This is a genomic window from Streptomyces sp. NPDC044063 (assembly GCF_056434285.1).
This window is the reverse complement of sequence record NZ_JBWKFM010000001.1, coordinates 128,058-154,827: the sequence shown is the minus strand read 5'-3', so window position 1 is coordinate 154,827 and position 26,770 is coordinate 128,058. Positions and strand designations below refer to the sequence as shown.

Here is a 26,770-nt window from a genome sequence, read left to right as displayed (position 1 = left end):
CGCGACCGCATGACAGAAGGGACCGCCGTCGATGGCCGTTCTGCCCCTGGGAGGCACCCCCGTACGGGCCTCTCTGGTGATCTACGACCCGCCCGCGGGCACCGGCGGCAACCCGGGGCCCGAGCGCGCCCGGGTCAAGCTGCACTTCAACCCGGATCGCCTGTCCGTCGGCAAGCAGGCCCGCTGGGACCGCAGCCGGGCGCCGTCCAACGCGGCTGCCGCCAGACCGCAGTTCATCGGCGCCGAGCCGCGGACGATGTCGCTCGACGTGTTCCTCGACGCGCCCGGGAGCGGCTCCGGTGTCCAGGGTGAGGTGGAGACGTTGCTGGGGTGCTGCGCGCCGACGGCGCGGAGCGCCGCCGCGAAGCCGGCCTCCGCGCCCTGGGTGCGCCTGGAGTGGGGGCGCTCCCGTACCACCGCCTTCCTGGCCGTCGTCACTCAGGTGAACGCCGTCTACACGCGGTTCGGGACGGACGGGACGCCGCTGCGCGCGGAGTGTTCGCTGACGCTGGAGGAGGTCGGCGGCTCGACTCGGCGGCAGAATCCGACCTCGGGCGCGGACGGACCGGTGGGCACGCACACGGTGGTGGCCGGTGACACGCTGCCGGGGATCGCGTGGCGCGCGTACGGGGACGCCGGGTCCTGGCGGGCGATCGCCCGCGCCAACGGGATCGACGACCCGGACCGGCTACGCGCCGGAAGCGAGTTGCTGCTGCCCGTGCTGGAGGACGGCCGGTGACGGAGCGGGCGTACGCGGCCGAGCCGGTGGTCGCCTTCGACGGGGTCGCGCTGACGGAGCAGTGGAGCGAGCGCCTGGCGGCGGCGGGGGTGGCGACGGCGACCGGGATGCCGGCCACGGCGTGGCTGCGGTTCCGCGATCCGGAGCACCGGCTGCTGTCGGAGGCGCGCGTCGCCGTCGGCACGGCCGTGACCGTCTCGGTGACCGCCGCCCGGCAGCGGGCCCGCACGTCCCTCTTCGACGGCGAGGTCACCGGGCTGGAGAAGGAGGTCGGGCCGGACGGCGCCTTCACCACCGTCCGGGCGGCGGACCGGGGGCACCGGCTGACGCGCGGCCGACAGGTGGCGGCGTACGTCGAGACGACCGTCGCGGAGGTCGTCGCGCAGGCAGCCGCCCGGCACGGTCTGCGGGCCGGCCGCGTCGAGGCCGGTGGCGGCCGGGTCCGGCATCTGTCGCAGCCCAACCTCACGGACTGGGAGCTGCTGACCCACCTCGCCGACCAGCAGGGCCTTCATCTCGCCGTCGAGGGCCGGACGGTGGAGCTGCGCAGGCTCGCCCCCGCCGCGCGGGCCCCCGCACCGTCGACGGGCGCCGACCGCAGCCCGTACGTGCTCCAGTACGGGGTGAACCTGCTGTCCCTGCGGACGGGTGTCTCCTGCGCCGGGCAGGTCGGCGAGGTGGAGGTGCGCGGCTGGGACCAGGCGGCCAAGTCCCCGGTGACGTCCCGGGCCCCGGCCTCCGCCAGCGAGCGGCTGCGGCTGGGCACGACGCCCGCGGAGCTGGGCAAGCCCTTCGGCGACCGGCCGGGGCTGCTGGTGGCGGGCCGTCCGTACACCACCGCCGCGCAGGTGGACGCCGCCGCCCGCGCGCTGGCCGACGAGACGGCCGCCACGATGGCGGATCTGGAGGCCATGGTCGCGGGCACTCCGGAGCTGCGCGCGGGGGTGCCGTTCACGGTGAGCGGCACCGGCGCTCCGTTCGCCGGGCAGTACACGGCGACGGCCTGTCTGCACACGTTCGACGGCGAGCGCGGCTTCCTGACCCGCGTCCGGGTCGGGGCGCTGCCCCCACCGGTCGTGCCGCCTCCGGCGCCGCTGTGCGGGTCGGGTGTCGCGGTGGGGATCGTGACGGACGTCCGCGAGCCGGGGCAGGGTCAGCGTGGTGCCGTACGGCTGAGGCTGCCGTGGCTGTCGCAGGAGTACGTCACCGACTGGGTGCGTACGGTGCAGTGGGGTGGCGCGGGCGGCGGGGGCGTGGTCGCGCCGGAGACCGGGGACGAGGTGCTCGTCGGCTTCGAGCACGGCCGGCTGGACCGGCCGTACGTGCTGGGCGGCCTCTACAACGGGGTCGACGCCCCGACGGACCACGGTCTGCCCCTGGTCGACGCCGGTACGGGCCGGCTGAACCGGCGCTCGGTCACCTCCCGGGCGGGCGACCGGCTGGAGCTGCTGAGCGCGACCGAGGGCCCCCAGGGCGTACGGCTGAGGTCCGGCGACGGGAAGCTGACCGCGCACCTCGACCGCAAGGAGACCGCGATCTCGCTGGAGGCCGGCGAGCTGCGCCTGCGGCTCGACGCGCGCTCGGGGACGGTCACCGTCGACGCCGGTACGTCGGGCACGGTGGTCGTCAAGGCGGGCACCGTGCGGATCGAGGCGGACGGACCGGGCGACCTGACGCTCACGGGCAAGAACGTGACCGTCGAGGGAACCGCCCAACTCACCCTCAAGGGCGGCAAGACGCAGATCACCGGTACTCCGGTCGACATCAACTGAAGGCAGGTGAGCGAAGTGGACCCCCTTGAGAGCCGCATCGGCGACATCATCGGCGCGGGCTGGGCCTTCCCCGGCGCCCTCACCCCCTCCGGCGAGGTGGCTCTGGCCACCGGCGGCGACGACGTGGCACAGGCCATCGGCCTGGTGCTCGGCACCGCGCCGGGCGAGCGGCCGATGCGGCCGGAGTTCGGCTGCGGCATCCATCAGCTGGTCTTCGACCCGCTGGACGCCGCGACGGTGGCGCGCGCCGACCTGGAGGTGCGTCGGGCCCTGGAGCGCTGGGAGCCGCGGATCGAGCTGGACGATCTGCTGTTCAGCACCGACTCCGACGACGAGGGTGTGCTCTACATCGACGTCCGCTACCGGCTGCGGACCACCAACGAGCCGCGCAACCTCGTCTTCCCGTTCTACACGCTGCCGCGGGAGGGGTGACGGCCCGTATGCAGGAGGCCCGTATGCAGGAGCTGCCGGTCCCCGACCTCGACGACCTCCGCTTCCAGCCGATGGTGGACGCGGCCAAGCGCGCCCTGCCGTCCCGGTCACCGTCCTGGACCGACCACAACGTCTCCGACCCCGGAGTCACACTGCTGGAGGCGTGCGCCGGACGGGTGGACGCCCTCGTCTACCGCGCCAACCGGATGACACCGGAACAGCGGTCCCGGCTGCTGGCGCTGATGGGCATCACACCGATGGCGGCGGTGCCGTGCCGCGTCGTCGTCCGCTTCACCGCCTCGGGCTCCGAGCGGGACATCCCCGCGGGGACCGAGCTGACCGTTCCCCGGGAGCGTCCGTTCGTGCTGCGCACGACGGCTCCGGTCCACGTTCCCGCCAACGGTTCCGCGACGGTCTCGGCCGTCGAGTGGCCGGAGGCGGTCACCGAGGACCTGGGGACGTCCGACGGCGCCCCCGGGCAGCGGTTCACCCCGTCCCGTCGGCCCTGGAGTCCGGCCGCGCCCATGGCGGTTCCCGCGCTCTCCCCGATCGGCGAAGTGACGGTGGACGGCCGCGCGTGGCCGGCGGCCGCGTCCTTCGCCGGGGCCGACCGGGACACCCCCTGCTACTGGTGGGACGACGCGGTGGGAGAGATCGTGTTCGGCCCGCTCGTCCCCTTCGCCGACGGGGAACGGCAGCTGGGGGCCGTCCCCGGGCCCGGGCTGACCGTACGCGTCACGTACACGGCCTGCCGGGGCGCGCGGGACACCGTCTCCCCCGGCACGGAGTTGCTCGGGGACACCCCGGCGGCCGTGGTCGAGGAGGTGGTCGCGCCCGGCCGGGACGCGGAGGACTGGCGGCAGGCGCTGGAGCGGGCGGCGCTCGGGCTGGCGCCGCCACGGCGGGCGGTGACCGCCGCCGACCACGAACGGATCCTCACCGAGCAGGCGTTCACCGTCGCCCGTGCCCTGGTGCTGGACAGCGTACGGCCGGAGGACCCCCGGGTACCGGCCGGGCTGTGCCCGCCGGCGCGGCCGGAGACCGTCACCGCGTGCGCCGTGGCCATCGGCGATCCGGATCGCGCCGTGCACTATTACCTGGACGCGGACGACAACGTCGCCCACTGGACGGTGTCCCTGGAGACCGGCCTGGCACTCCCCGGTGAACCCGCGGACGACCCGCCGGGGTTCGCGGCCAAGCGCCTCGACGCCGTGCTGGAGCCGGCGCGGGGCGTGCCGAGGCTGTGGTTCTCCGGTGACCTGTGCGCATGGACCGGGGACCCCGGCACGGCCAAGATCGCCGACGAGTTCCCGGGGCTGCCCGACCCGTTCCGCACGGGCGTGGACGCCGTGGCTGCCCTCGCGTACGGCGACAGTGACGAGAGCGACGACAACAGTGGCAGCGGCAGCGACTACGAGGTGTTCTTCTTCCGCGACGACAGCTTCTACCACCGGCGATTCACCTATCAGGACGGCAGGCTGCGTGCCTCGGGAGGACGCGGGGTGCGGTCCCTGATCTCGGAGTCGTTCCCCCACCTGTCCCCGCACTGCGCGCGCGAGCCCGACACGGTGGTGACCGTGAACGGGGTCTTCTCCTTCCTCAAGGGCGCCCGGACCGAGTCCACCCTGTGGCTCCCCGAGGACGCGGCGCTGCGCGTCCTGCTCGTCCCCCACCTTCCCGCCGACCCCGCGATCCCGCTGCGGGACGCGGATCTCGGCGTGACCCACGCCATGCTCGCGGAGGTCGGCGCCCTGCTGGACGGCGCCCGGCTGCTCGGCGACCGCCTCCAGGTGGCCCGCCCCGACTACCGGCCCTTCACCGCGCACGCCCGGATCCGTTCGTGGGCCTACACCGACCACAGCGTCGAGGAGACGAAAGCGGCCGCCGGACGTGCGCTGTACCGGTACTTCCACCCCACCTCCGGCGGCCCGGACGGCGGCGGCTGGCCCTGGGGCCGCCGCGTCCACGCCAGTGACGTCCTCACCGCCCTGGAGGCGGTGCCGGAGGTCCGTACGGTCCTCGACGCGTCGGTGGTGAGCGACCGGGACGCACCGGTCGTCGAGGTGCCCGACAACGGGCTGGTGCGGCTGACGTCCTGCGTGATCGACGTGACGGACTGAACCCCGGAAGGAGCAGGAACCGTGCTCGATGTGCCCGATGCCCCCCGGCCGCCGGCGCTGCCCGCCGTGTACGCCGGCGACCGCGTCGCCCACGCCTTCGCCGCCGGCATCGGAGCGGCCCTCGCGCCCTCGCAGGAGCGCCTGGACCGGCTCGCCGAGGTCCTCGACCCGTGGACGGCTCCCGCCTCCTTCCTGGACTGGCTGGCGCACATCACCGGCGCCCGCGTCGAACCCGATTGGACCGAGCTCCAGCTCAGGACGGCCATCGCCCTCGCGCCCCGGCTGGCCGCGCACCGCGGCACCCGGCACGCGCTGCTGCGCGAGGCCCGGGAGATCTACGGCTGGGACCTCGACGTCCAGGACCTCGGAGGCGTCTTCACGGGCGACCGGCGGCCGCCCGCGGGCCGGATGCTGACGGTGACGCTCGCCCTCGGCCACGGGGAGGACCGCCTGACGGCGGAACGCCGGCTGACCCGGCTGGTGGCCGCCCACTGCCCCGCGCACCTGCCGTTCAAGACCGTGGTCACCGCGGACCACTGACCCGTTCCCAGGGAGCCGTGAAGGATGACACCGTCACCCCCCGCCCATGACGGGCGCGACCGCGCGGGCATCGTCGCCGACGCGGTCCGCGCGGTGCGCGCCGACCTGCCCGCGTGGACGGGACGCGACCCCGCCGACCCGGGCCGGGCGCTGATCGAGTCGTGCGCCGACATGGCCGAGGCGTTACGGGACCGGGTCGACCGCGCCCCCGACCGGCACCGGCTGGAGCTGCTGGGCCTGCTGGGGCCGCGGCCCTATCCGGCGGCGCCGGCCCGTACCGACGTGCTGTTCCAGCTCGCGGCGCCCGCGCCCGAACCCGTGCGCGTCCCCGTGGGGCTGGAGGTGTCCACCAGTCCCCCGGCGGGGGCCGGCGAGCCGGTGGTCTTCAGCACCGTGGCCGAGGCCGTGATCAATCCGTGCGTCCAGGTCGTGGCGGGACGGTTCACGCAGCGGGGCGCGGCGGGCGGCGCGGTGGAGGGGACCCTCGTGCCGTTCGCCGAGGAAACGGGCGGTGGCGGCACGTTCGCGGGGCCGCCCTTCCACCTCAACCTCCCCTCCTACGAGGACGTGGCGCCGGGTGGCGACCGGCCGCCACCGGACCACCCCGCCACCTACGCTCTGGTCGCCCTGTCGGTCGCCGTCCCCGGCACGCGCATCGCCTTCGACATCACGCCGGACGGGGTCCTGGGCGACCAGGACGTCTGGGAGGCGTGGCAGGGAACGCACTGGTCGGCCTGCCGGACCGTCACCCGGGCCGTCGGCCCGGACGGCCGGATCCGGGTCACGCTCGACGTACCCGCCACGCACGCCCCCGCCAGGCTGCTCCTCGACCCCTCGGAGGGCGGGGGCGAGGGCGACGCGCGGACCCGGCAGCTGCGCGACGTCGGCCTCGTCCGGCTCGCACCACCGGGGACCGGTATCCGGGCACTCGCCCTGGATCCGGCCCTGTCGGTGACCGTTCCCGTGGTGCAGGCCCGGGTCGTGCTGGACGAGGAGCTGGGCACCGCGACCGGCGCGTGCGGCGAACGGCTGCGCTTCGCCCACCCGCCCATGCTGCGCGCCACCGACACCCTCGCCGTCGAGGCCGTCGACGCGGGACGGGCGTCGCGCTGGACGTACGTGCCCTCGCTCGCCGGATCGGGGCCCGGCGACCGGCACTTCACCCTGGACGCCCGCAGCGGGGAGGCCGTGTTCGCGCCGGTCGTCGGAACCGGCCGGGGCGCCCTGCGGCACGGCGCGCCCCTGCCCGCGGGAGCCACCGTGCGGGCCCCGCGCTATCTGACGGGCGGCGGGGCCGGGGGCAACGTCCCCGCGCGTACGATCACCGTCCTGCGGACCCCGCTGCCGTACGTGTCCGCCGTCACCAACCCCGCGCCCGCCACCGGTGGCACCGACGCCGAGACGCCCGCCGAGTGCGCCGAGCGGCTGCCGCTGGGTTCGCCGTTCCCGGAACGGGCCGTGACGCCGCGCGACTACGAGCAGCTCGCCCTGGCCGCCTCGGCCGGGATGGCGCGCATCCACCACGTGCGCACGGACGACGACGGGAGTCTGGATCCGGCGCGCAACTACGCCCTGGCCCGGCCTGCCGTCATCACGCTCCGCCTCGTCCTCGACCCGGGGACGCCGTCCCTGCCCAAGTTCACCGAGGTCACCACGCGGGACGGCGGCGTCGTGTTCACCACGCAGGACGAGGCCACGCGGGCCACCACCCGGATCGCCGGCGTGGCCCGGCTGTCCCCCGACCCCCACGTGACCGGGGCCCGTGACGTCCTGGCCGCCGGCGACTACCTGGGGGACGGGCCGGTCAGCGGTCCGTACCGTACCGGTGCCGGTGCCGGCGTCACCCTGGTGCTCGTCCGTCTTCCCGCCGACGCCGAGCTCGCCCAGCTGACCCTGTGGGTGCGGCCGGACCGGGCGGTCGAGGCCACGGACCGGATCGCGCTGTCGGCCTTCCTCCCGCGCAAGGGTGTCCCGTGGTGGGACCCCGACACCCCGGCGGCCTACGCGTGCGCGACCCCCGCCTCGGTGACCATCGGTGGCGCCTCCGCGCTCTCGCACCCCCTGCGGCTGGGCGGCTCCCCTCGCTGGAGGCCCACGATCGACCATCCCGCCACGCGCGTGGACGACGCCGTGGCCCGCCACGGCACCAACTACCCCACAGAGGACGGTGTCTGGCTCGCCCTTCAGATCCGCGACCCGAAGGCCACGGACTCCACCGCCTACACGATCGCCGTCGACGACGGCGCGACCGGCCCCGTCAAGGCCTCGCAGTACGCGACGCGCACCGACGCCTCGGCCTCGACCGGCGAGAAGGAGCCGGGCCAGGTGATCGCTCTGATGACCCCGCAGCTGTGCGATCCCCTCCCCACGACCGTCTCGGTCGGCGGCGAGGACTGGGACGTGCGGACCTCCTTCGAGTCCTCCGGGGAGACGGACCGGCACGTGGTGCTGAACGCCGCCACCGGCCAGGTCCACTTCGGCCCGGCCGTCGCCGACGGCTCGGGGCGCAAGGTCCAGCACGGCAGGATTCCCGAGCGGAACTCTCCGGTGACCGTTGCTTCCTACCTCTGCACCGCGGGCGGAAAGGGCAACGGCATCCCCGCGGACACGGCCTGGCACCTCCCCCCGGGTGTCGTGTCGGTCCGCAACACCGCCTCCGGCGAGGGCGCGGACGGTTTCACCGACACCAGCGGCGGCACCTTCCAGGCCGGCGTACGGCTGAAGGTCGTCCCGTTCGTCACCGCCGACGAGCGCGGCTGGTTCCCCTTCCCGATGCTCACCCCCACCCAGGACGCGTGCGACACCGTGCAGCGCTCCTTGCGCGCCCTGCACCCTGCGGGCGTCCCGGTGTGGCTGGAGACACCGCACTACGTGGGCATCCGCGGCGAGGCCCGCGTCGTGCCCGCCGACTATCTGACCACGACGGAACGCGCCGCCCTGGCCATGGCGGCCGAACGCGCCCTGTACCGCTGGTTCAACCCGGTCGACGGAGGGCCCGGCGGCAAGGGCTGGCCGCTGGGGCGACCGGTGTACACCGGCGAGGCGTACCGCGTCCTGGAACGCGTACAGGGCATCGCCCGCGTCGACTCCGTGATGCTGCACGGCTACGACATGGACACGGGGGCGGCGGTCGGGTCCCCCCTGCGCATCGGCTGCGGCGACGAACAGACCGTGTACTCCGTCGAGCACCACGTCACCGTGGCCGAAACCCCCTGAGCAGGAAGGGCCCTTCATGAGCAGGAAGACCGGAGCATGAACGGGACGACCGGAGCCGGCCCATGGCTCCTCACCCTCGACCGGGCCCTGGACCACGTCGTCGTGGCGGAGCTCGGGGCGGACGGCACGCCGGGCACGCCGGTCCAGGTGCCCGCGGGCAAAGACCCGCGTGCGCTCGCGCTCGGCACGGACGGGGCTCGTGCCTATGTCGCCGGATACGACGAGGGCACCCTGTCCGTCCTCGTACCCGGCGGCGGCTCCCCCACCACGGTGCCGTTGTCCGGTGCCGTGTGCGCGGTGGCCGCCGGGCTCTTCGGCGAGCAGGTCTGTGCGGCCTCCTGGACCGACGACGTGGTGCACGTCCTGGACAAGGACGGCGCCGGCGGTCACGCCGTACAGGTGGCCGGTGGCCCGTTCGCGCTGGCGGGCGCGCCCGGGGGCCGGTGGGTGTGCGTCGCGCACGACAAGGACGAGGCGGCGGCGCGCCGGCTGCACGTGGTCGATGTCGGCACACCCGGTTCGCCGACGACGGCGCCCGTCGCCATGCCGGCGTCCGTCCGCGCGGTGGCCGTCTCCCCGGACGGGAAGTTCGGTTACGCGTTGTGCGACGGGACCGGTGTCGTGGTCGTGGATCTCGCCCACGCCACGGCGACGACACCCCACGCCGTGGGCCCGGGCCCCGCCACGGTCGTCGCCGCGCACGACCGGCTGTGGATCGCCGACCAGGAGTGCGCCGAGCTGTGGGTGGCCGCGCTCGACGCCGGCACCGGGGAGCCGGGTGCCTTCACCACGCTCCCGGTCGCCCGGCGCCCCTCGGCGGTGCTCCTGTCCCCGGACGGCACGGTGGCCCATGTCCTCAGCCGGACGACGGGCGTGCTCAGCGCGGTCTCCCCGGCCGCGCCCGCCGCCCGTAGCGACCTCCCCGTCGGCGTGCTGCCCTCGGCCCTGGCGACCGGCCCCGACGCGCGGTTCGTGTATGTCACCGACCAGGCCACCGGGAAGCTCCTCACCCTCCGCGTGGGGCCGGCCGTCACGGGCCGGATCGACACCGGCGACGTCACCAAGCCCTTCGCCACGGGGGTCACCCCCGACGGGCTGTGGGCCTGCACCACCGACACGTCCGGCAACCGCGTCGCCGTCACCGATCTCCAGGCCGGCACGCACCGGGGCACCGTCGCCCTGCCGCCCGGGACCACGGCGTGGGGCATCGCCATGGGCCCCGCCCTCGCCTGCGTCACCAGCCCGGACACCGACCAGCTCATCACCCTGCGTCCGGCCGACGGCCACGACTTCGGGGACACGGCCACGGTGACGTTCAAACCCACCGCCCTGGCGAAGGACGCGAAGCCGCACGGCGTGGCCGTCACCCCGGACGGCCGGTACGCCGTGACCGCCGACTCCGGTACGGGGACCGCGTCCCGGGTGGATCTGAGGGGCGGGTCGTACACCCTCGGCAAGGACGTCGTGAAGTGCGAGATCCCCCTCGGCCTGGCGATCCGGAACGACACCCTCTACGTCGCGGACTACGTGGGCCAGCAGATGGACGTCCCCAAGGGCCGGATCAGCGTTCTCCGGCGTGCTCCCTCGGGGTGGACGTTCGACCACGCCATCGACAAGGACCAGGGACACTTCACCGGACCGCACGAAATCGCCCTCTCGGCGCGCGGCGACCATCTGTACGTCACCAACTACGACAGCCGCGGCAACCGGCCCACGAAGGTCTCCATCCTGCGGTGGAACGGCAGCGCCTGGGAGTTCCAGCAGGGCATCGAGCGGAGCGATCTGCCCCATCCGCACGGGCTGGCGCTGTCGGGTGAGGACGCGGAGAAGAAGGCGAAGCTGTACGTATCGAGTGCCGGTACGGGCAAAGTCGCCCAGTTCACGGTGACGGACAACTCCGACGTGGCGTTCGACTGTTGGCTCACCATCGAACAGAGCAACGACCTGCCCGCATCCCTCGCCCTGTCCCCGGACGGCGCCTATCTGTACGCGACCCACGCCTGGAAGGGCCTGGTGTACGGAATCGCCGTCCCTCAGAGCTCCAACACCACCATGACCGCGCTGGGCAATCTGACGATCAACGGCGTACGCGGCATCGCGTGCCGTGGGACCGACACCCTGTACGTGATCAACGAGAAGCGCTCGAACGCGGCCGGCCTGACCACCGTCACGCTGGACGGCACCCGGCTCGGGGCGGCCTCCGTATCCGAGCCCCAGCCCCTGACCGATCACCCCTGGACCATCGTCGCCGACGACGACGCGCTCTACATCGCGGACTACCAGCGCCAGGAGGTCGCCGTGCGAGGCAGCGGCGTCACGCCCATCGCCGTCACGTCCTCCGACGACTCCCGCCCCTGGGAGGTGGCCTGCGCCCCGGACGGCGGACACGCGTACGTCACCGACCGCTCGCCCAAGGCCCCTTCCGTGCACTGGGTCCACCTCGCCACCGCGCGGAAGACGGACACGCTGCCCGTCGGCGCGGACCCTGTGGGCGTGGCCTGTGCCCCGGACGGGCTTCGCGCGTACGTGGCCTGCGCCGGCGGCCGGTCCGTCTCCGTCCTGCGCCGACGCCCCGAACTCGCCGCCGACTCCCTCACCACCTCCGACCCCGCCGTCCCCCTGTCCCTGGCGGTCCACCCCACGGCCCCGTACGCCTACCGCGTGCACCAGGACGCGCTCTGTCCCGTCCGGCTGACCGGTGCCGACGACGGTCAGCGCCTCGCCGTCGCGGGAGGGCTGTGCGATGTGGCGATCCACCCGGACGGCGCCTTCGCCTACCTCCCCGGCACCGGGGACCAGGGCGCGCCCGTGCTCCACGTCGTACGCCTGGAGAACCCCGCGGCACCCGCCCTGGGGCGGGCGGTTCCCCTGCCCGGGGCGCAGACGCCCACCGCCGTCGCCCCGCACCCGCACGGCACCCACGCCTACGTGACGGGTGTCCTGAACGGCGCGGTGGCGCTGTGGGCCCTCGCGCTCGCCACCCCCGATGAGCCCGCAGCGGCCGATGTCTTCCCCCTGAGCCTTCCCTCCGTCCGGAGCATGGCCGTCGGCCCCGCCCACCTCTACGCGCTCACCGGCGAGGGCGCGGACGGCGCGGCCCTGCACATACTCGAACGGTCCGGACCGTCCGAGGCGCCCGTCGAACGCCCACGCGCCAGGCTGTCCCTGCCCGGCCGTCCCCGATCGGTCCGCGTGCACCCGCTCGGCGGCCACGCCTATGTCAGCACGGACGACCAGGGTGTCCACCTCCTCGACCTCACCGACCGGGGCCGGCCGCGGCTCACGGGAACGGTGTCCGCCGACGCCGGGGCCGTCGCCTTCCGGGCCGACGGCCGGGGAGCGTTCCTGGCGCAGAAGGACCGGATCCGTGGTCTCGGCCTGGGCGCCCCGCAGGTGCTGCCGGATGCCTGGCCGCTGTCCGGAACCACCGCGCCCCGGCGGCTGCTCGTCTCCGCGGACGGCAGGTCGGTGTACGTCACCGACGAGAACGGCGGTGACCTGCGCGTTCTCGACGCCGCCAGTGGCACAGTCCTTCACGCCCTCCCCGCGGGCACGGCGCTCGCGGGCCTCGCCCTGCGGCCAGGGACGACTCCGGTTCGGCAGCTGTACGTCGTGGACGAGGGCGCCCCGGCGCTCGTCGTGGCCGACATGGCCGAGCACGTACCCGTCGGCGCCGCCCTGGACGCCGGCCTCGACCTGCGGCAGGTCCACCTCGCGAAGGGGACGTCCTCGTGATCGACATCGTCGACAAGGCGCTGGAGAAGCGCGTCAAGCAGGACCTCGCGCCCATCGAATGCGCCATCGACTTCCGCCCCCCGTCCGGTGGCAAGGAACCCGGCCGGACCGTGGGCACGGAGAGCATCGGCATCTACCTCCACGACATCCGCGAGGACCTCGACCGCCGGCAGACGGGACTCGTCCAGCACTACGTCACGCTGCCCGACTCCGGTACCGACAAGCCGGTGAAGGCGGCCCACCACGACCCGCCCCGCTACGCCCGGCTGTCGTACCTGATCACGGCCTGGGCCCCGGACCCGAGGGCCTCCCACCACCTGCTGGGCAAGCTGCTGACCGGGCTGTCCACGGACCGGGAGTTCGAGCTCGACCTGCCCGGGGAACTCGAGGACATGGGTTTGGGCGCGCTCCTCGAGGTCGGCCGGCCGCCGGTGCACGACCGGGCCCTCCAGGAGCTGTGGTCCGCCGTCGGCCACGCGCTCGTCCCCGCCCTCCACGTCACCGTGACCGTCCCCCTGCTGAACTTCGTCGTCGAGGACTACGCGCACTGGGTCACCGAGCCGCTCGTCCCGGACGTGGAGCTGCCCCGAGCGGACCCGCCCCCGATCTGGGAGAAGTGGCCGCCGCGGAAGGACGGGGACTCGCCGTCATGACGACGACCCCGCTCCGGCCGCCCGCCCCCGCCGACGCCCTCCTCGCCCGGCTCGGCCTCCTCCGCGACCGGGTCCGGCGGGCGGTCGCGGCCCGGGCGCAGGACGATCCGCAGCCGCTGGACGACCCGTTCCGCGGCCTCTACGTCTCGGACGCGATGGCACCGCACCTCCTGCGGACCGTTCCCGGGCCGCTGCCGCCGGACGACGACGAGCGGCGTGCCGCCGACGACCTGGACGCCGCCGAACGGGCGGCCGAAGAGACCGGGGCCGTCCTGCCGCTGCGGGCCCTGGGTCTGTCCCCGCTGGAGACCGACCTCCTGCTGGTGGCCCTCGCCCCCGACCTCGACGCGGGCTACGAGCGCTGCTACGGCTATCTCAACGACGACGTCTCCCTGCGCCGGGCCACCGTCGGCCTCGCCCTGCACCTGTGCGGTCTGCACCCCGGCGAGCCACGCGGGCGCGCGGCCCTGGATCCGGCCGGGCCGCTGCGCTCGGGCGGTCTGCTGGAGGTCGAGAACGCCGACCGGCCGTACCTCACCCGCTCGTTGCGCGTCCCCGACCACGTGACGGACCACCTCCTCGGCCTCGCCGGGCCACCGCCCCCGCCCGCCGCTCCCGAGGACCCCGCGCACCGGCTGGCGCGTCGCGTCCTGCCGGCCGTCGGCTGGGACGACCTGGTTCTCCCCGACCGTCCCCGCGCCCTGCTGCGCGACCTCGTCCGCCGGGTCCGGCACCGCGAGCGCGTCCTCGGCGAGTGGAGGATGCGTCCCGGAGGCGGGCGGGGCCGGGGCGTCAGCGCCCTGTTCAGCGGTCCGTCCGGTACGGGCAAGACGCTCGCCGCCGAGGTCGTCGCCGCCGACCTGGGGCTGGAGCTGCGCGTCGTCGATCTCTCCGCCGTCGTCGACAAGTACATCGGGGAGACCGAGAAGCACCTCGAACTCCTCTTCTCCGCCGCCGATCCCGCCCGTGTGGCGCTCCTCTTCGACGAGGCCGACGGCGTCTTCGGCAAGCGGTCCCGGCCCGTGGACGCGCACGACCGGTACGCCAACACCACGACCGCCTATCTGCTCCAGCGCCTGGAGTCCTTCGACGGGCTCGCCGTCCTGACGACCAATGTGCACGACCACATCGACTCCGCGTTCCTGCGCCGGCTCGACCTCGTGGTGCCCTTCGGCCCGCCCGCGGCGGAGCAGCGCCGGGCGCTGTGGGACCGCTGTCTCGGGGCGTTCGTGCCGCGCGCGCCGGAGCTGGACCTGGGGCCGCTGGCGGAGGCGTTCGACCTGCCCGGGGGTGCCATCCGCTGCTGCGCGCTGACCGCGGCCTACCGGGCGGCGGAGACGGGCCGCCCGGTGGGCACCGGCGATCTGCTGGACGCGGTGCGGGACGAGTACGTCAAGCTGGGTCGGTACTTCGACGAGTCGGTGCTGCCGGGCTGAGTCAGGCCTTGGATCCGGCCCGTACGGGGCGGACGCGCGGGCAGGAGAGGGTGGCCCGGCCGGCGTATTCCTTCGACGGGTCGTTGGGTACGGCCGTGTTGGCCGGGTTCGAGGCGGGGAGCTTGGGTACGAGCACCAGGTCCAGCGGGCCGCCGTCGAGGGCGACCTCGGTGCCCCGCCGGGTGCGTGCGTGGTGTGACCGGTGGCGTGGCGAGACGGTCAGTCGTATTTCACCGATGCCGAGCACGGGGTAGTCGGGGGTGGAGTAGAAGACGTTGATCTTCAGTTGCTCGATGTCCTCGGGTACGCACGCGGTCATGTGTTCCACGGTGAACGCCGCCGAGCCGGGGAGCGGTGTCGGCACGGGGATGAGCGTTCCCTGGAGGCCGGGTACGGGTTTGGTCGAGGTGATCTGTGGCAGGGGGGTGACGGTGTCCCCCGCCCGTAGGACGAGTCGCAGCATACGGGCCCCTCGCGCCGGGGCGGTCCCGCCGGCCCCGCGGGTGTGCGGGGCCGGCGGGGCGCCGTCAGCCGGTCGAGCCGGGCTGGCCGGCGATCTGGGTGATGGTGAAGTGCACGAACTCGGCGGGACGCACGGGAGCCACACCGATGTCGCAGATGACCTTGCCCTCGTCCATCGTGTCGGGCTTGTTGTTGGTGTCGTCGCAGATCACATAGAACGCCTCGTCGGGCTTGCGGCCGACAAGGGCACCCTGACGCCATTGGTCGGTCAGGAACGACGTCACCGCATGTCGCAAAGCTGCCCACAACCGCTCGTCGTTGGGCTCGAACACCGCCCACGTCGACGACTGACGGATCGAATCCGAGAGATAGGACACCAACCGCCGCACATTCAGATACTTCCAGTCACGCGTCGACGACCGCGTCCGTGCCCCCCACACCAGCAGACCCCGGTCGGGGAAGACCCGCAGGCAGTTGACGCCCTCCCCGTTCAGCTCCCCGTGTTCGTCGTCGGTGAGGAGGGTTTCGAGCGCGAGGGCGCCGCGGAGGTTCTGGTTGGCGGGGGCCTTGAAGATGCCGCGTTCGGCGTCGGTACGGGCCCATACGCCGGCGATGTGGCCGCACGGCGGCATGGTGCGCTCGTTGGCGTCGACGCCCGGCACCGTGATCCACGGGTAGTAGAGGGTGGTGAAGGCGGCGTCGTCGGTGTCGGGCGAGGCGAGCTTTCCGGCGAAGGTCTTGACGTCGCCCGCCGTCAGGTCCGGGGGCGGGTCGAGGATCGCCAGCCGGTTGCGCTGCTGGGTGCAGTGCTTGAGGACCTCGCCCATCCTGCTGATGCCCTGGTCCTGGTCGGGCGGGGGCGCGTCGTCGACGATCACGTCGGCGGTCATGTCCCAGAGGCTGGGTACGGCGACCATGGTGACCTCGGGGACGGTCTCCAGTCCGGCGAGGCCTGTGCGGTCGTCCACGTTCCCCTTGAGGTTCTGGACGCTCACGGCGCTCGCGGGGCTGGTGAAGCCCACCACGTAACAAGTCCGTCCGCCGTTGGCGAAGAAGCCGTAGACGGCTTCGGCCAGCGGGAAGCACCTGCCCAGCGTCAGGGCGGTGGCCGGGTCGGACGTCGCGGCGAGCTCCTTGGCGATCTTCTCCATGCTGTAGCGCGCGGCGAACTCGCGCCAGCTTCCGATCTTCTGCGGGACCTTGCGCGCGGCCTCGTCGAACGGCGCGGGCGTGGCGTTCGGGTCGTCCGCCGGGAAGAACTTCGTGTAGCCGAGGAACGCCGGGACGGAGGTACTGGCCCCGGTGATGGTGCGCACTCCGCTGGGGAGCTCCTTGACGAAGACTCCCGGAGGATTCGGATCGGGCATCTGCGCTCCTTGGGACGGTGCGGGCCGGCTACTCGACGGTGATGTCCTCGTAGGTGATGGTCACCTGTTCCGTGGCGGGCCCGGACTCCGAGGCGCCCAGCGACGGACCCTCCCAGCGGGATGCCCAGGCGTTGCTGAGATGGATGCGGCGGACGGTCTGCTTCTTGGCGTCCTTCAGGGCGATGGTGATGTTCTGCCGCGCGGAGTCGAGGTCGGCGTTGACGAGCGTCGCCTTGATCCAGTCGGTGAAGGCGGTGCTCTTGTCCATGCCCCGGGTGATGGTGATCTCACCGGTCTTCCGGGCGCCGGGTTGTTTACGGATGATGAGTTCCCCGGTCGCGGACACCTGGCGGACCTCGACGACGTCCTGCTCCAGCTGGAGCCCCGACACGCTCTGGACGGTCTCCACCTGGAACTTGCCGAGTTCGACGGCGAAGGTGCTGCTGCTGAAGCTGTCACCGGTCAACATGTGGTGTGCCTCCTCCGGCTCGTTCAGCTGCTCTGACCGGGCTGGCCGGCGATCTGGGTGATGGTGAAGTGCACGAACTCGGCGGGACGCACGGGAGCCACACCGATGTCGCAGATGACCTTGCCCTCGTCCATCGTGTCGGGCTTGTTGTTGGTGTCGTCGCAGATCACATAGAACGCCTCGTCGGGCTTGCGGCCGACAAGGGCACCCTGACGCCATTGGTCGGTCAGGAACGACGTCACCGCATGTCGCAAAGCTGCCCACAACCGCTCGTCGTTGGGCTCGAACACCGCCCACGTCGACGACTGACGGATCGAATCCGACAGGAACGACACCAAGCGGCGGACGTTCAGATACTTCCAGTCACGCGTCGACGACCTCGTCCGCGCGCCCCACACCAGCAGCCCCCGGTCGGGGAAGACGCGCAGGCAGTTGACGCCCTTCGCGTTCAGTTCCCCGTTCTGTCCGTCCGTGAGAATGGTCGGGACGGAGAGGACACCGCGGAGGTTCTGGTTGGCGGGGGCCTTGAACACGCCGCGTTCGGCATCGGTGCGGGCCCACACGCCGGCGAGGTGGCCGCACGGCGGCACGGTGCGGGCTGTTCCGTCGAGCCCGGGGACGGTGATCCAGGGGTAGTACAGGGTCGTGAACGCGGCGTCGTCCGTGTCGGGGGATGCCAGCGCACCGGCGAAGGAGAGGGCCTCGGAGGGCTTCTTGCCGGGCGGTGGTTCCGCGATCGCCAGCCGGTTGCGCATCGTGGTGCAGTGCGCCACGACGGAGGCGATGACCGTCCGGGCGGCCGCCGCGTCCTGGCTCTTCGTCCAGAGGTCCGGTACGGCGACCATGTGGACGTCCGGGACGGTCAGCAGCCCGGCCAGTCCGGCGCCGACCTCCGGCCCGAGATCGTTCCCCGGGTCGAGCGGGACGACGTAGCACTTGGTGCCGCCGTTGGCGAAGAAGCCGTAGACCGCTTCGGCGAGCGCGTAGTTCCGCCCGTCCGTCAGCTTGCTCTTGAGGTCGGTGAGCTCGTGGTGTCGTGCGGCGACGGGCCACCAGGAGGTGCCCGCCTTCTCCCAGGCCGCGTAGCCCGCGAGATCCTTGACCCTCGCCTTGATTCCGTCGGCGAACGTCCTGTCCTCGTCGGAGACGTGCTGGCCGGCCCCCAGGGCCGCCGTCACCGAGCCGAAGCGCTGGTAGTCGTCCTCGGTGACTCCCGCCGCGACGGCTTGGCCCTTGAGGGTGCCGTCCGCGGCCGTGAACGTGGCCCGGAGCTGGTCCAAAGGCTCCAACGCCTTCGTCACCTGCTCCAGCGTGAGCGTGGAACGGAAGTGGAACGCGTCCACGTACTCGTTCCAGCTCCGCACGGGCTGTGGTGATCCGGCGGAGGGCCGGGTGACCGAATAACCGAGGAACGCGGGTGTGGACGTGCCCGCTCCGGTGATGATCCGTAATCCGCTGGGGACTTCCTTGACGTAGACCCCTGGCGCTGAGGCATCCAAGGCCATATGGCTCTGCCCTTCGTGAGGTGTCGGGTACACCTCAGACCAGAAATACCTGAATCCGCGCAGCATGCCATGCAGTCACCCGAAGAGCGCCGTAAACCACCCCTGAGCATGAAATCGTGACTTGTCTACTCGCGCGGGAGAGGATGTCTCTTTCCGGACGTGGCGCAATACGTTCCTTGACGCGCCCGCCCCTTCGGTAAATCGTGTGACCGCCGCGCCCGCAGGGGGAGCGGCGCAGGTCAGCGAGGGTTTTCTCGCTGCTTCCCATGGTCCTTTCCCGAGGAGATTCCAGCCCTTGTCCGGCGAACAGCACCTGCTCAAGGTCTACAGCGACCGCACCTACGTACACACCACCACCGTGCGCCATCAAGGCACGACCGTGGCCCTGGCCATGGACGACCAGCGGCGCCTGGTCTACTCGGTCCTGGACCTGTCGCGCCATGACGAGACCAAGGGCGAGCTGGACGCCGCCTACTGGTCGGAGAACCCGCTGCCGCTGCGTTTCCCGTCCGAGATCACGGACACCGGCTTCGCGGCCGCCGGGTCCACCGCGTTACCGGTGGTGAAGAACGGCGGGCGCATCGAGGCGGCCTCCGGCGAGCGGCTGGACGAGGACGAGGTGGACCCGTTCCTGTCCACCACGGCCAGGCTCACGGCCGCGGCCCCCTTCCATGTCCTGTCGGACGGTACGCACATCGTCGTGCTGCGCCAGTCCATCGGCGCGGACCACCCCGACGCCGTCCACCAGCTGGCCGGTGGCGGGTCCTCCGGTGATCCGGGACGCGGGGACTACGTCACGGACAGCGCGGGCGCCAAGGTGCCGCTGGTCGCGGACACCCTGCTGTGCGACCGGTTCCTCCTCGTCGGCGGTGAGCTGAAGCCCGTTCTGGAGGCGCGCTACCGCCGCAGCCGGCACCGGACCCGCCCGGACTCGGCCAAGGACAGCCTGGGCACGACCGACATGGACGGTCGCCCCTTCCACGAGCCCACGCAGGAGCTGTCGTTCGTCCGCCATCTGAACGGCGGACGGTTCACCGCCCTGCTCGTGCCCACCGCGGTCCACGGGCAGCAGCGCTGGCAGATCTTCGCGCACAACGACGCCAGCGGGCGCATCGACTCCTTCAACGTCGAGCAGGGCCGTGACGGGCTGTTCAACCTCCAGGGCACCCAGGCGTGGACCAGCCCGGACCCGGCGCACCGCGACGCCGTCTACGAGCTCTCCCCCGGCGTCTGCCCCTTCACCGGGCAGCCACTGGTCCCTGTGGTGAGCGCCGAGGGTCACGCGGAGACCGCGCTGGCCTTCGGCGAGGGCGACGCCCATGTGCGCGTCGCCGACGGGCCGGAGCTGGCCGGCCGTGACTTCACCGTCGAGTTCTGGGCCCGGCGCACGGCGACGGGTCGTCAGGAGTTCCTCGTCGGCCACGGCGACGAGGCCGGCAGTCCCCGCGCGTCCCTGCACATCGGCTTCCGCGAGGACGACCGCTTCACCTTCGCCTTCTACGCCGACGATCTCAACGCCGAGGTGCCGACGACCGACACCGACTGGCACCACTGGGCCTGCGTCCACGACCACGCCGCCCGTCGCCAGACCGTCTACCGGGACGGTGAGGAGGCCGGCAGCCGCTTCACGGGCGGCGACTACACCGGCGGCGGCGCCCTGCTGCTGGGACGTGCGCTCTCCCAGGGCGCCCGCGCCGAGCTGGACGAGGTACGGGTCTGGGACCGCGCCCGCACCGCCGAGGAGCTCAAGCGCGACAAGGGCGTCCGCCTCATCGGCAACGACCCCGGCCTCGTCGCGTACTACCGCTTCGACGAGGGCTCCGGCACCCGCCTGCACGACCAGACCGACCACGCCCGCCACGGCGAACTCCTCGGCGGCGCCCGGTGGGTGACCTCCGAGGCCCCCATCGGCGACCACCCGGGCGTGCGCCGCGACAGCTTCGCCGTCGCCGGACGTACGACGGTCTCAGGGCTCTCCGCCGTCCTCTACCACCAGCAGGAGGCCACCACCACGGGCTACGACCGGGAGCCCAGGCCCGCCAAGCGGCAGGCCCGCGTCCTGCTGTCGTACGCCACCTCCGGCCCCGACCCGCGGACGGGCGCGGCCACCGACGAGTCGTACCTGGCCACGGTCGACTTCGGCGTGGGTCGTGACGGCCGGCTCGCCCAGATCCCGGACGAGGTCGAGCTGCCGGTGCTCGCCGCGCCGGACGGCAGCGCCGACGTCGAGACGATCAGCGAGCTGGATGCCCGGATCCGGCAGCTGGTCCAGGACCTCGCGGCGAAGGAGACCGAGGTCGCCGACCTCGCCCGGCAGACCGCCGACATACCGGATCTGGAGCAGCTGCGCGAGGCGTTCTACACCAGGTGGCAGGACATCGCCGGCTGGACGTGCCGGCTCCGCTTCAAGAACACCCGCGACGGCAAACCGCAGTACCTCGCCGTGAAGGACGACGGTGCCGGGAGCGAGCCTCCGCTGATCAGGACCTCCGACAAGGAGGCGAAGTCGGCGCTGTGGTCCGTCCTGATCCCCCCGGGCGCCAGCTGGAGCGGCCCCACGCCCTACCACCTGTACAACCCGCACACCGGCAAGGACATGAACGTCGCCGGTGACCGCCAGGACGACGACGCGCCCCTGATCGTGTGGCCGCGGAAGACCACGGCCTGGAACACCCACTTCTACATCGAGGAGCGGGGCGACGGCTGCAGCACGCTCGTCAACCGGCACAGCGGCAAGGCGGTCTGCGCCCCCGACCGGCTCGGCGACCGCGTCGTCCAGTACGACACCGCCACGGTCACCGGGTCCGGCGAAGGGCTGATCGTCTTCGAGCGGGTCGCCCTCCACGAGTTCGGGCACCCCGACATCCGCGACGCGGGCAAGCGCGTGGAGGCGCTCGACGCGCAGCTCGCCGAGCTGCGCCCCCAGCGCGAGCTGCTGGAGCGGCGCCGCCGCGAGATCGAGGCCCAGCAGGCCGAACTGGCGGCCGGGCGCGACGAGCTCGCCCGCCTCACCGGCGGCCTCAAGGGCGCCGACGACATCGCGCTGCCCGTCCCCCAGCTCTCCCTCGACCGCACCGGTCTGAGCACCACCGGCGCCCTGCTGGCCTTCGCCCGCTCGGCCGACCGGCCGTACCTGCTGGACAGCGCCACCGGCAACGTCGTGCTGTACTTCCGCGGCGCCAACGGGCAGTTCTTCGCCACCTACTACGACACCACGGTCGTACGCTCCTCCCGCCGGCTGACGGCGGGCGACGGCAAGGGCGTCACCTTCACCGCCCGCGACTCCGGCACCGGCCTGGACTCGGTGACGATCCGCATCACGGCGGGTGACGGCCCCGGGCTGTGCGACGTGACCATCGAGCGGGGCGAGGAGCGCGAGACCTGGCAGCGCCTCCCGCGCAAGGCCACGGACTTCGCCGCGATCATCAACGGAACGCCGGAGACGCCGGTCGTTCTCGGCGCGGTGAAGTCGTTCGACGCGACGACGAGGCTGCTGTCGGGCGGCCGGGACGGTGACGTCGCCGGTGGTGTGCTCCAGCTCGCCGAACCCCTCTCCGGCGCCCTGCCCGCCCGTACGCCCGTCACCGTCGGCGGCCATCTGTACCTCACGGAGACCGCTCACGCGTCCGGGGCCACGTCGCTCCGGCTGGACGCCGGTGAGGGCGGCCCCGAGCCGCAGCCCGGCGAGCAGGTGCGGCGGCTGCGCCACGACCCCCGCCTCGCCTCCTCCAACCGCCCCGGCGTCCCGCTCTCCGCGGGCTCCCGGCTGGTGCTCGCCGACCCCGGCACGGCACAGGAGGTCCCCCTCGGCGAGGTGCCGGACCTCGTCGCCGGTCACGGCTGCCGCTGGCGCGCGGACCAGCCCGGCCGGGCGTACGCCTTCGACGGGCGGGAGAACGTCCTCACCCTGCCGCAGGAGCGGCTGGAGCGCGCCACGGCGAGCGGTGATCTGACCGTCGAGGCGTGGGTCAACCCCGAGCAGGTCTCCGGCGCGGCCAGGGTCGTCCACGCCGGCGCCGGCGAGGTCCCGTACACCCTCGGGCTGCTCGCCCCGGCCTCCGTGGCCGTGCCCGCCCTGGCCTTCGACGGCAAGAGTGGCGTGGCCATGACCGAGAGCGGCTTCAGCCTCGCCGACCGGTCCTTCACGATCGAGTTCTGGGCACGCCGCACCACGGAATGGAACGGCAAGGCCCAGTTCGTCATCGGCCACGGCACGTCGCACGACAGCACCCGGGGCTCCCTGCACATCGGCTGGCGCCAGGACAGCAGCTTTACCTTCGCCTTCTACGGTGACGACGTCACCACCAACCACGGCCAGCACACCACCGACTGGCACCACTGGGCCTGCGTCTTCGACGCGACGACCCGGGACCAGGTGATCTACAAGGACGGTGTCGAGGAGGCCCGGCGCACCGCTTCGGGCGCCTACCAGGGCAACGGTCTCTTCAGCTTCGGCAGCCACTTCGGCGGCTGGGTGCCCGACTACGCCGCCGTGGAGATGGACGAGGTGCGGCTGTGGGAGACCGCCCGCACGGCGGCCGAGGTCCGGCAGGCGAAGAACAAGCGGCTGACCGGCGACGAGCCCGGACTGGCGGGCTACTGGCCGGCCGGCGACCCCCTCGCCCAGGTGGGCGGCAAGCCGGGCGTCCTGGACCGCTCCGGCCACGACCGGCACGTCTATCTGCGCGGTGGCGTCACCACCGCGACCGCTCCCGCCGCCGTCGAGCGGGCCGCGGAGACGACGTACCGGATCGTCGCCGGGGCCGGTGACCAGCTGGTGGTCAGCCGCGCGGCCTTCCCGCCGCACGAGTGGTCCCACCTCGCCGCCGCTCACGAGCAGTCCTGGGCCGTCGAGCTGACCGGTGACGCGTACCTGGAAGTGCCCGACAACGACGCGCTCGACATCGCCGACGACCTCACCCTGGAGGTCTTCTGCCGCGTCGACTCCCTCGGCGCCACGCAGGGCCTGGTGTCCAAGGGCCGCGCGGCCGACGGAGCCGGCGGCAGCGTTCCGTACCGGCTGCTGGTGCTGCCGGACGGCAAGCTGGAGTTCGGCTTCGAGGAGCCCGACGGCCGGCTCGTGCGCTTCACCTCCTCCGAGGCCGTCCGCGCCGGAACGTTCCACCGCCTCGCCGTCGTCCGCAAGAGCGGCCGGTCGATGCAGGAGCGCAAGGGCAGCAAGGAGATCACCACGACGGGCCCCGACGGCAAGCCCGTCAAGCAGAACGTCGAGCTGGTGGAGTCGGTCGACGTCCAGGAGTGGCAGGACATCCGCTTCTTCGTCGACGGCCGCGAGGCCGGCACCGCCCGCTACGAGGGCCCCGGCGCCCGGGGCAACTCCGGCACCCTCGACATCGGCCGGGCCCGCGAGGGCCTCCAGACGCATCTCCTGACCGGCATCGTCTCCGAGGTCCGGCTGTGGGGCCTCGCCCGGGACGCCGCCCGGCTCGGCACGCCTGTCTCCGCACGCGACCGCGGCCTGACCGCGCACTGGCGCTTCGAGGAGAACGCCGGCAACACCGCCGCCGACACCACGGGCTCGCACGCGGCCCGGCTGCGCGGCGCGCGCTGGACCCGGAACCCCGACCCGCGCGGCAGCCTCCTCCGCCTGTACCGCAACGGCGTCTCCGTGGCGTGCGACCCGCTGGAGAACGCCGACTTCGCCGACCACGGTGACCGCGCCCTCGCACTGGGCGCTCGGATCCAGGACGGCCGGGTCACCCAGCCGTTCCAGGGCGTACTGGAGGAGGTCCGCCTCTGGCGCACGGCCCGCACCCAGGAGCAGGTCCTCGACAACCTCTTCACCCGGCTCAGGGGCGAGAAGGAGGATCTGATCGCCTACTGGTCCTTCGACCGCGCCTCCACCGACGAGGGCGCCGGCCTCGTCCAGGACGAGGGGCTGCGCGGCAACCACCTCACCCTCGCCGAAGCGCCGCGCCGCCCGGCGGCCGTGCTGTCGACCGCGCCCGTCTCCAGCGACACCGCCCAGGTCCGCTCGGCCCTGGCGGCGATGCGCACGCCCTTCCACGAGACGATCTCCGGCGCCCCGGCCGTCGGCGAGTACGCGGACATGCAGTACACCGCCAAGGGCGAGGCGTTCGGCGTGCTGAAGCGGGCCTACGGCTACCTGCGCGACGGCCGCTGGCACCTGGTCACCGGCTACAAGGTGGGCGACCTGGTCAGCGAATGGGTCAGCCAGGTGCAGTTCGACCCGCAGCTGGTCGGCTACGTGGAGGGCGCGCCGCCCGTACCGTCGGAGAATCTCACGCCCAACACCGTCGATCCCGACCGGGCGACGTACGACGGCGTCGCCTCGGTGGAGTTCGCCGAGGCCGAGGAGGTCGTCCACTCGCTGTCGTCGGCCAAGGAACGCAGCGTCGACGCGGCGTTCGACTTCGCCCTCTCCAACGAGGTCGACGTCGACATGTGGATGATCGCCGCCCCGCTGGGCTTCGGCGTCGCCAAGTCCATGGCGAAGGCCAAGGTGTCGGTGGGCGTGCGCGGCAGCCTGGAGTTCTCCAACAGCTGGGCCGACGAGACCTCGGTCTCACAGGGCGAGAACACCGCCCGCGCGATGAAGGTCGACCTCTCGGGCAGCTGGGAGGACCCGCTCAAGCCCCTGAACGCCGCGCTGGGCCGGCGCTACCTCCCCGTCAACACCGGTTTCGCCGTCGTCCAGTCGCAGACGGCCGACGTCTTCGCGCTGCGCCTGGCGCACAGCGGGGCTCTGGTGGCCTACCGCATCCAGCCCAACCCGGACGTCCCCAAGGACTGGAACGTCGTCCCCTTCCCGCTCAATCCCCGCTACACCAAGCAGGGCACGCTGGACGGCACCATCGGCTACGACGAGCGCGGCCGGGTCCTGGACCCCGACTACGCCTCGGCCCGCGAGCGGGGCGAGTACAGCTACTACAAGCCGCGCGAGGCCTATGCCATCAAGCGGCGCATCCAGCGCGAGCAGCAGCGGCTGCGCAGCTACTACGAGACGGTCTCCACCGAGACCCACACGCCCGATCCCACCGCCGAGCGGGCGGGCCGCGTGCTGGGCGGTGCCATCGGCGGCGACACCGCGCCCGGCAAGGGTCGCGACACCGCCGGCAACTCCACCGGCGACGGCTTCTCACGGCGCGACCTGGTCAACACCTATGTCTGGACGGCGGACGGCGGGTTCTTCGCGGAGACCACCGAGAACACGGACGCCGTCAGCGAGACGACGGCCGGTTCGTACTCCCTCTCCGGCTCGGTGGGAGCCTCCGTCGGCACATCCTTCGACGTCATGGGCGTGGGGATCAACGCCCAGCTGGACGCGTCCATCGGCGGTGGCATGACCGTCACGCGGGCGCGCGGCAAGCAGGCCACCCGTTCCTTCGGTCTGAACGTCACCTGCGCGCCGTCCGGCAACGTCCAGCAGTACGACGCCAACCGCAAGCCCGTCTTCGACGCCGACGGCAATCCGGTCAACGCCCCGGGCAAGGTCGACGCATACCGGTTCCTCAGCTTCTACCTCGGCGAGGACACCGAGCACTTCGACACCTTCTTCCACAAGGTCGTCGACCCGAAGTGGCTGGAGAACGCCTCCGACCCCAACGCCACGGCCCTGCGCCAGGCCCGCCAGTCCGACCGCAAGCCGCCGTGCTGGCGGGTGATGCACCGCGTCACCTTCGTCAGCCGGCTCCTGCCGCCCGTGACGCCCACCGGCGCGCTGCCGCTGGAGCGCACGATGCGGGAGCTGGACGTGGCGAGCAACTACGAGCTCGTCCGCCGCCTCGACCCCTACGTCAAGGCCGCGGCCACCGGCCACGACGAACTCGCCGCCGCCGTGCGCAGCGCCCTGTCCACACACCTGCCGGAACTGCTGCCGCACGCGACGGAGGTGACCGGCTTCCTCGCGCAGTACTACGGCGTGGAGGGCTGACGAGGGGAGCACTGACGAGGGCGACCGGCCGGGATGCCGGCCGGTCGTCCGGAAGGGTGAGATCGAGCTCGCCGATTTCCTCGCCATGGCCGGCCTGCGACGCCGATGCGGGATTCAGCGTGCCGAGGTCGGCGGCCGAGGTGAGGCCCTCGGCGAACGTCCTGAAATCCGCCCACGTCACCGACGGATCGCCCTGCCCACCGCACGTGTGGGCAACTGTTCACCATGAGCTCGTTTCACCCTCGGCCGCACGCCGCCGCAGCGGCTGAGGCCGCGGGAATGCGGGGAGAACGGACCCGTGCGAGCTTTGAGTGAAGGACCACGTTGCGCACCAGGCCCGGCCGCCGGCAGCAGACGCCGACCGGGTCGGACAAAAGGTGGTGCCGTCACTGGCCCGTGCCGCCCGCCG

Annotated in this window: 14 protein-coding genes; 10 read left to right on the top strand and 4 right to left on the bottom strand. The window is 72.9% G+C overall.

Annotated elements, in window-relative coordinates; genetic code table 11:
* Positions 1-31: 31 nt before the first annotated feature.
* The 9 genes from AC07BS_RS00620 to AC07BS_RS00580 are packed head-to-tail and all read left to right on the top strand — an operon-like array spanning position 32 to position 14,643.
* Complete coding sequence (locus AC07BS_RS00620) at positions 32-739, top strand: CIS tube protein (protein ID WP_478929068.1); 708 nt, start codon at positions 32-34, stop codon at positions 737-739.
* Positions 736-2,511 (top strand): VgrG-related protein, encoded by a 1,776-nt coding sequence (locus AC07BS_RS00615; protein WP_478639044.1) that lies wholly within the window; start codon positions 736-738, stop codon positions 2,509-2,511. The genes AC07BS_RS00620 and AC07BS_RS00615 overlap by 4 nt, the downstream gene beginning before the upstream one ends.
* Positions 2,512-2,526: 15 nt before the next feature.
* The gene (locus tag AC07BS_RS00610) at positions 2,527-2,943 is read left to right on the top strand and encodes a GPW/gp25 family protein (protein ID WP_478639046.1); all 417 of its coding nucleotides are present in this window, start codon (positions 2,527-2,529) and stop codon (positions 2,941-2,943) included.
* Between the two features lie 23 nt (positions 2,944-2,966).
* A complete protein-coding gene (locus tag AC07BS_RS00605; protein WP_478929065.1) occupies positions 2,967-5,063 on the top strand; it encodes a baseplate J/gp47 family protein in 2,097 nt (698 codons plus the stop codon).
* A 21-nt stretch (positions 5,064-5,084) separates the two neighbouring features.
* Positions 5,085-5,603: a phage tail protein gene (locus tag AC07BS_RS00600; protein WP_478639049.1), complete on the top strand. Its 519-nt coding sequence runs from the start codon at positions 5,085-5,087 to the stop codon at positions 5,601-5,603.
* Between the two features lie 24 nt (positions 5,604-5,627).
* Complete coding sequence (locus tag AC07BS_RS00595) at positions 5,628-8,819, top strand: baseplate J/gp47 family protein (protein ID WP_478929063.1); 3,192 nt, start codon at positions 5,628-5,630, stop codon at positions 8,817-8,819.
* Positions 8,820-8,855: 36 nt separating this feature from the next.
* Positions 8,856-12,554: a hypothetical protein gene (locus tag AC07BS_RS00590; RefSeq protein ID WP_478929061.1), complete on the top strand. Its 3,699-nt coding sequence runs from the start codon at positions 8,856-8,858 to the stop codon at positions 12,552-12,554.
* Positions 12,551-13,207 carry a Pvc16 family protein gene (locus AC07BS_RS00585; protein WP_478929059.1) on the top strand — a complete coding sequence of 219 codons (657 nt, stop codon included), beginning with the start codon at positions 12,551-12,553 and terminating at the stop codon, positions 13,205-13,207. The genes AC07BS_RS00590 and AC07BS_RS00585 overlap by 4 nt, the downstream gene beginning before the upstream one ends.
* On the top strand, positions 13,204-14,643 hold the full coding sequence (locus tag AC07BS_RS00580; RefSeq protein ID WP_478929057.1) for an ATP-binding protein: 1,440 nt from the start codon (positions 13,204-13,206) through the stop codon (positions 14,641-14,643). Before AC07BS_RS00585 ends, AC07BS_RS00580 begins: the two co-directional genes overlap by 4 nt.
* A 1-nt stretch (position 14,644) precedes the next feature.
* Here AC07BS_RS00580 and AC07BS_RS00575 read toward each other — a convergent pair whose 3' ends face one another.
* The 4 genes from AC07BS_RS00575 to AC07BS_RS00560 form a co-directional block, all read right to left on the bottom strand.
* Positions 14,645-15,106 (bottom strand): hypothetical protein, encoded by a 462-nt coding sequence (locus tag AC07BS_RS00575; protein ID WP_478929055.1) that lies wholly within the window; start codon positions 15,104-15,106, stop codon positions 14,645-14,647.
* A 64-nt stretch (positions 15,107-15,170) separates the two neighbouring features.
* On the bottom strand, positions 15,171-16,472 hold the full coding sequence (locus AC07BS_RS00570; protein ID WP_478929053.1) for a phage tail sheath family protein: 1,302 nt from the start codon (positions 16,470-16,472) through the stop codon (positions 15,171-15,173).
* 28 nt (positions 16,473-16,500) lie between these two features.
* The gene (locus AC07BS_RS00565) at positions 16,501-16,941 is read right to left on the bottom strand and encodes a phage tail protein (RefSeq protein WP_478639061.1); all 441 of its coding nucleotides are present in this window, start codon (positions 16,939-16,941) and stop codon (positions 16,501-16,503) included.
* 23 nt (positions 16,942-16,964) lie between these two features.
* The gene (locus AC07BS_RS00560) at positions 16,965-18,305 is read right to left on the bottom strand and encodes a phage tail sheath family protein (protein WP_478929051.1); all 1,341 of its coding nucleotides are present in this window, start codon (positions 18,303-18,305) and stop codon (positions 16,965-16,967) included.
* Between the two features lie 436 nt (positions 18,306-18,741).
* Between AC07BS_RS00560 and AC07BS_RS00555 the strand changes: the two genes are divergently transcribed.
* Positions 18,742-26,361, top strand: a complete 7,620-nt coding sequence (locus AC07BS_RS00555; protein WP_478929049.1) for a LamG-like jellyroll fold domain-containing protein — start codon at positions 18,742-18,744, stop codon at positions 26,359-26,361.
* Positions 26,362-26,770 lie beyond the last annotated feature (409 nt).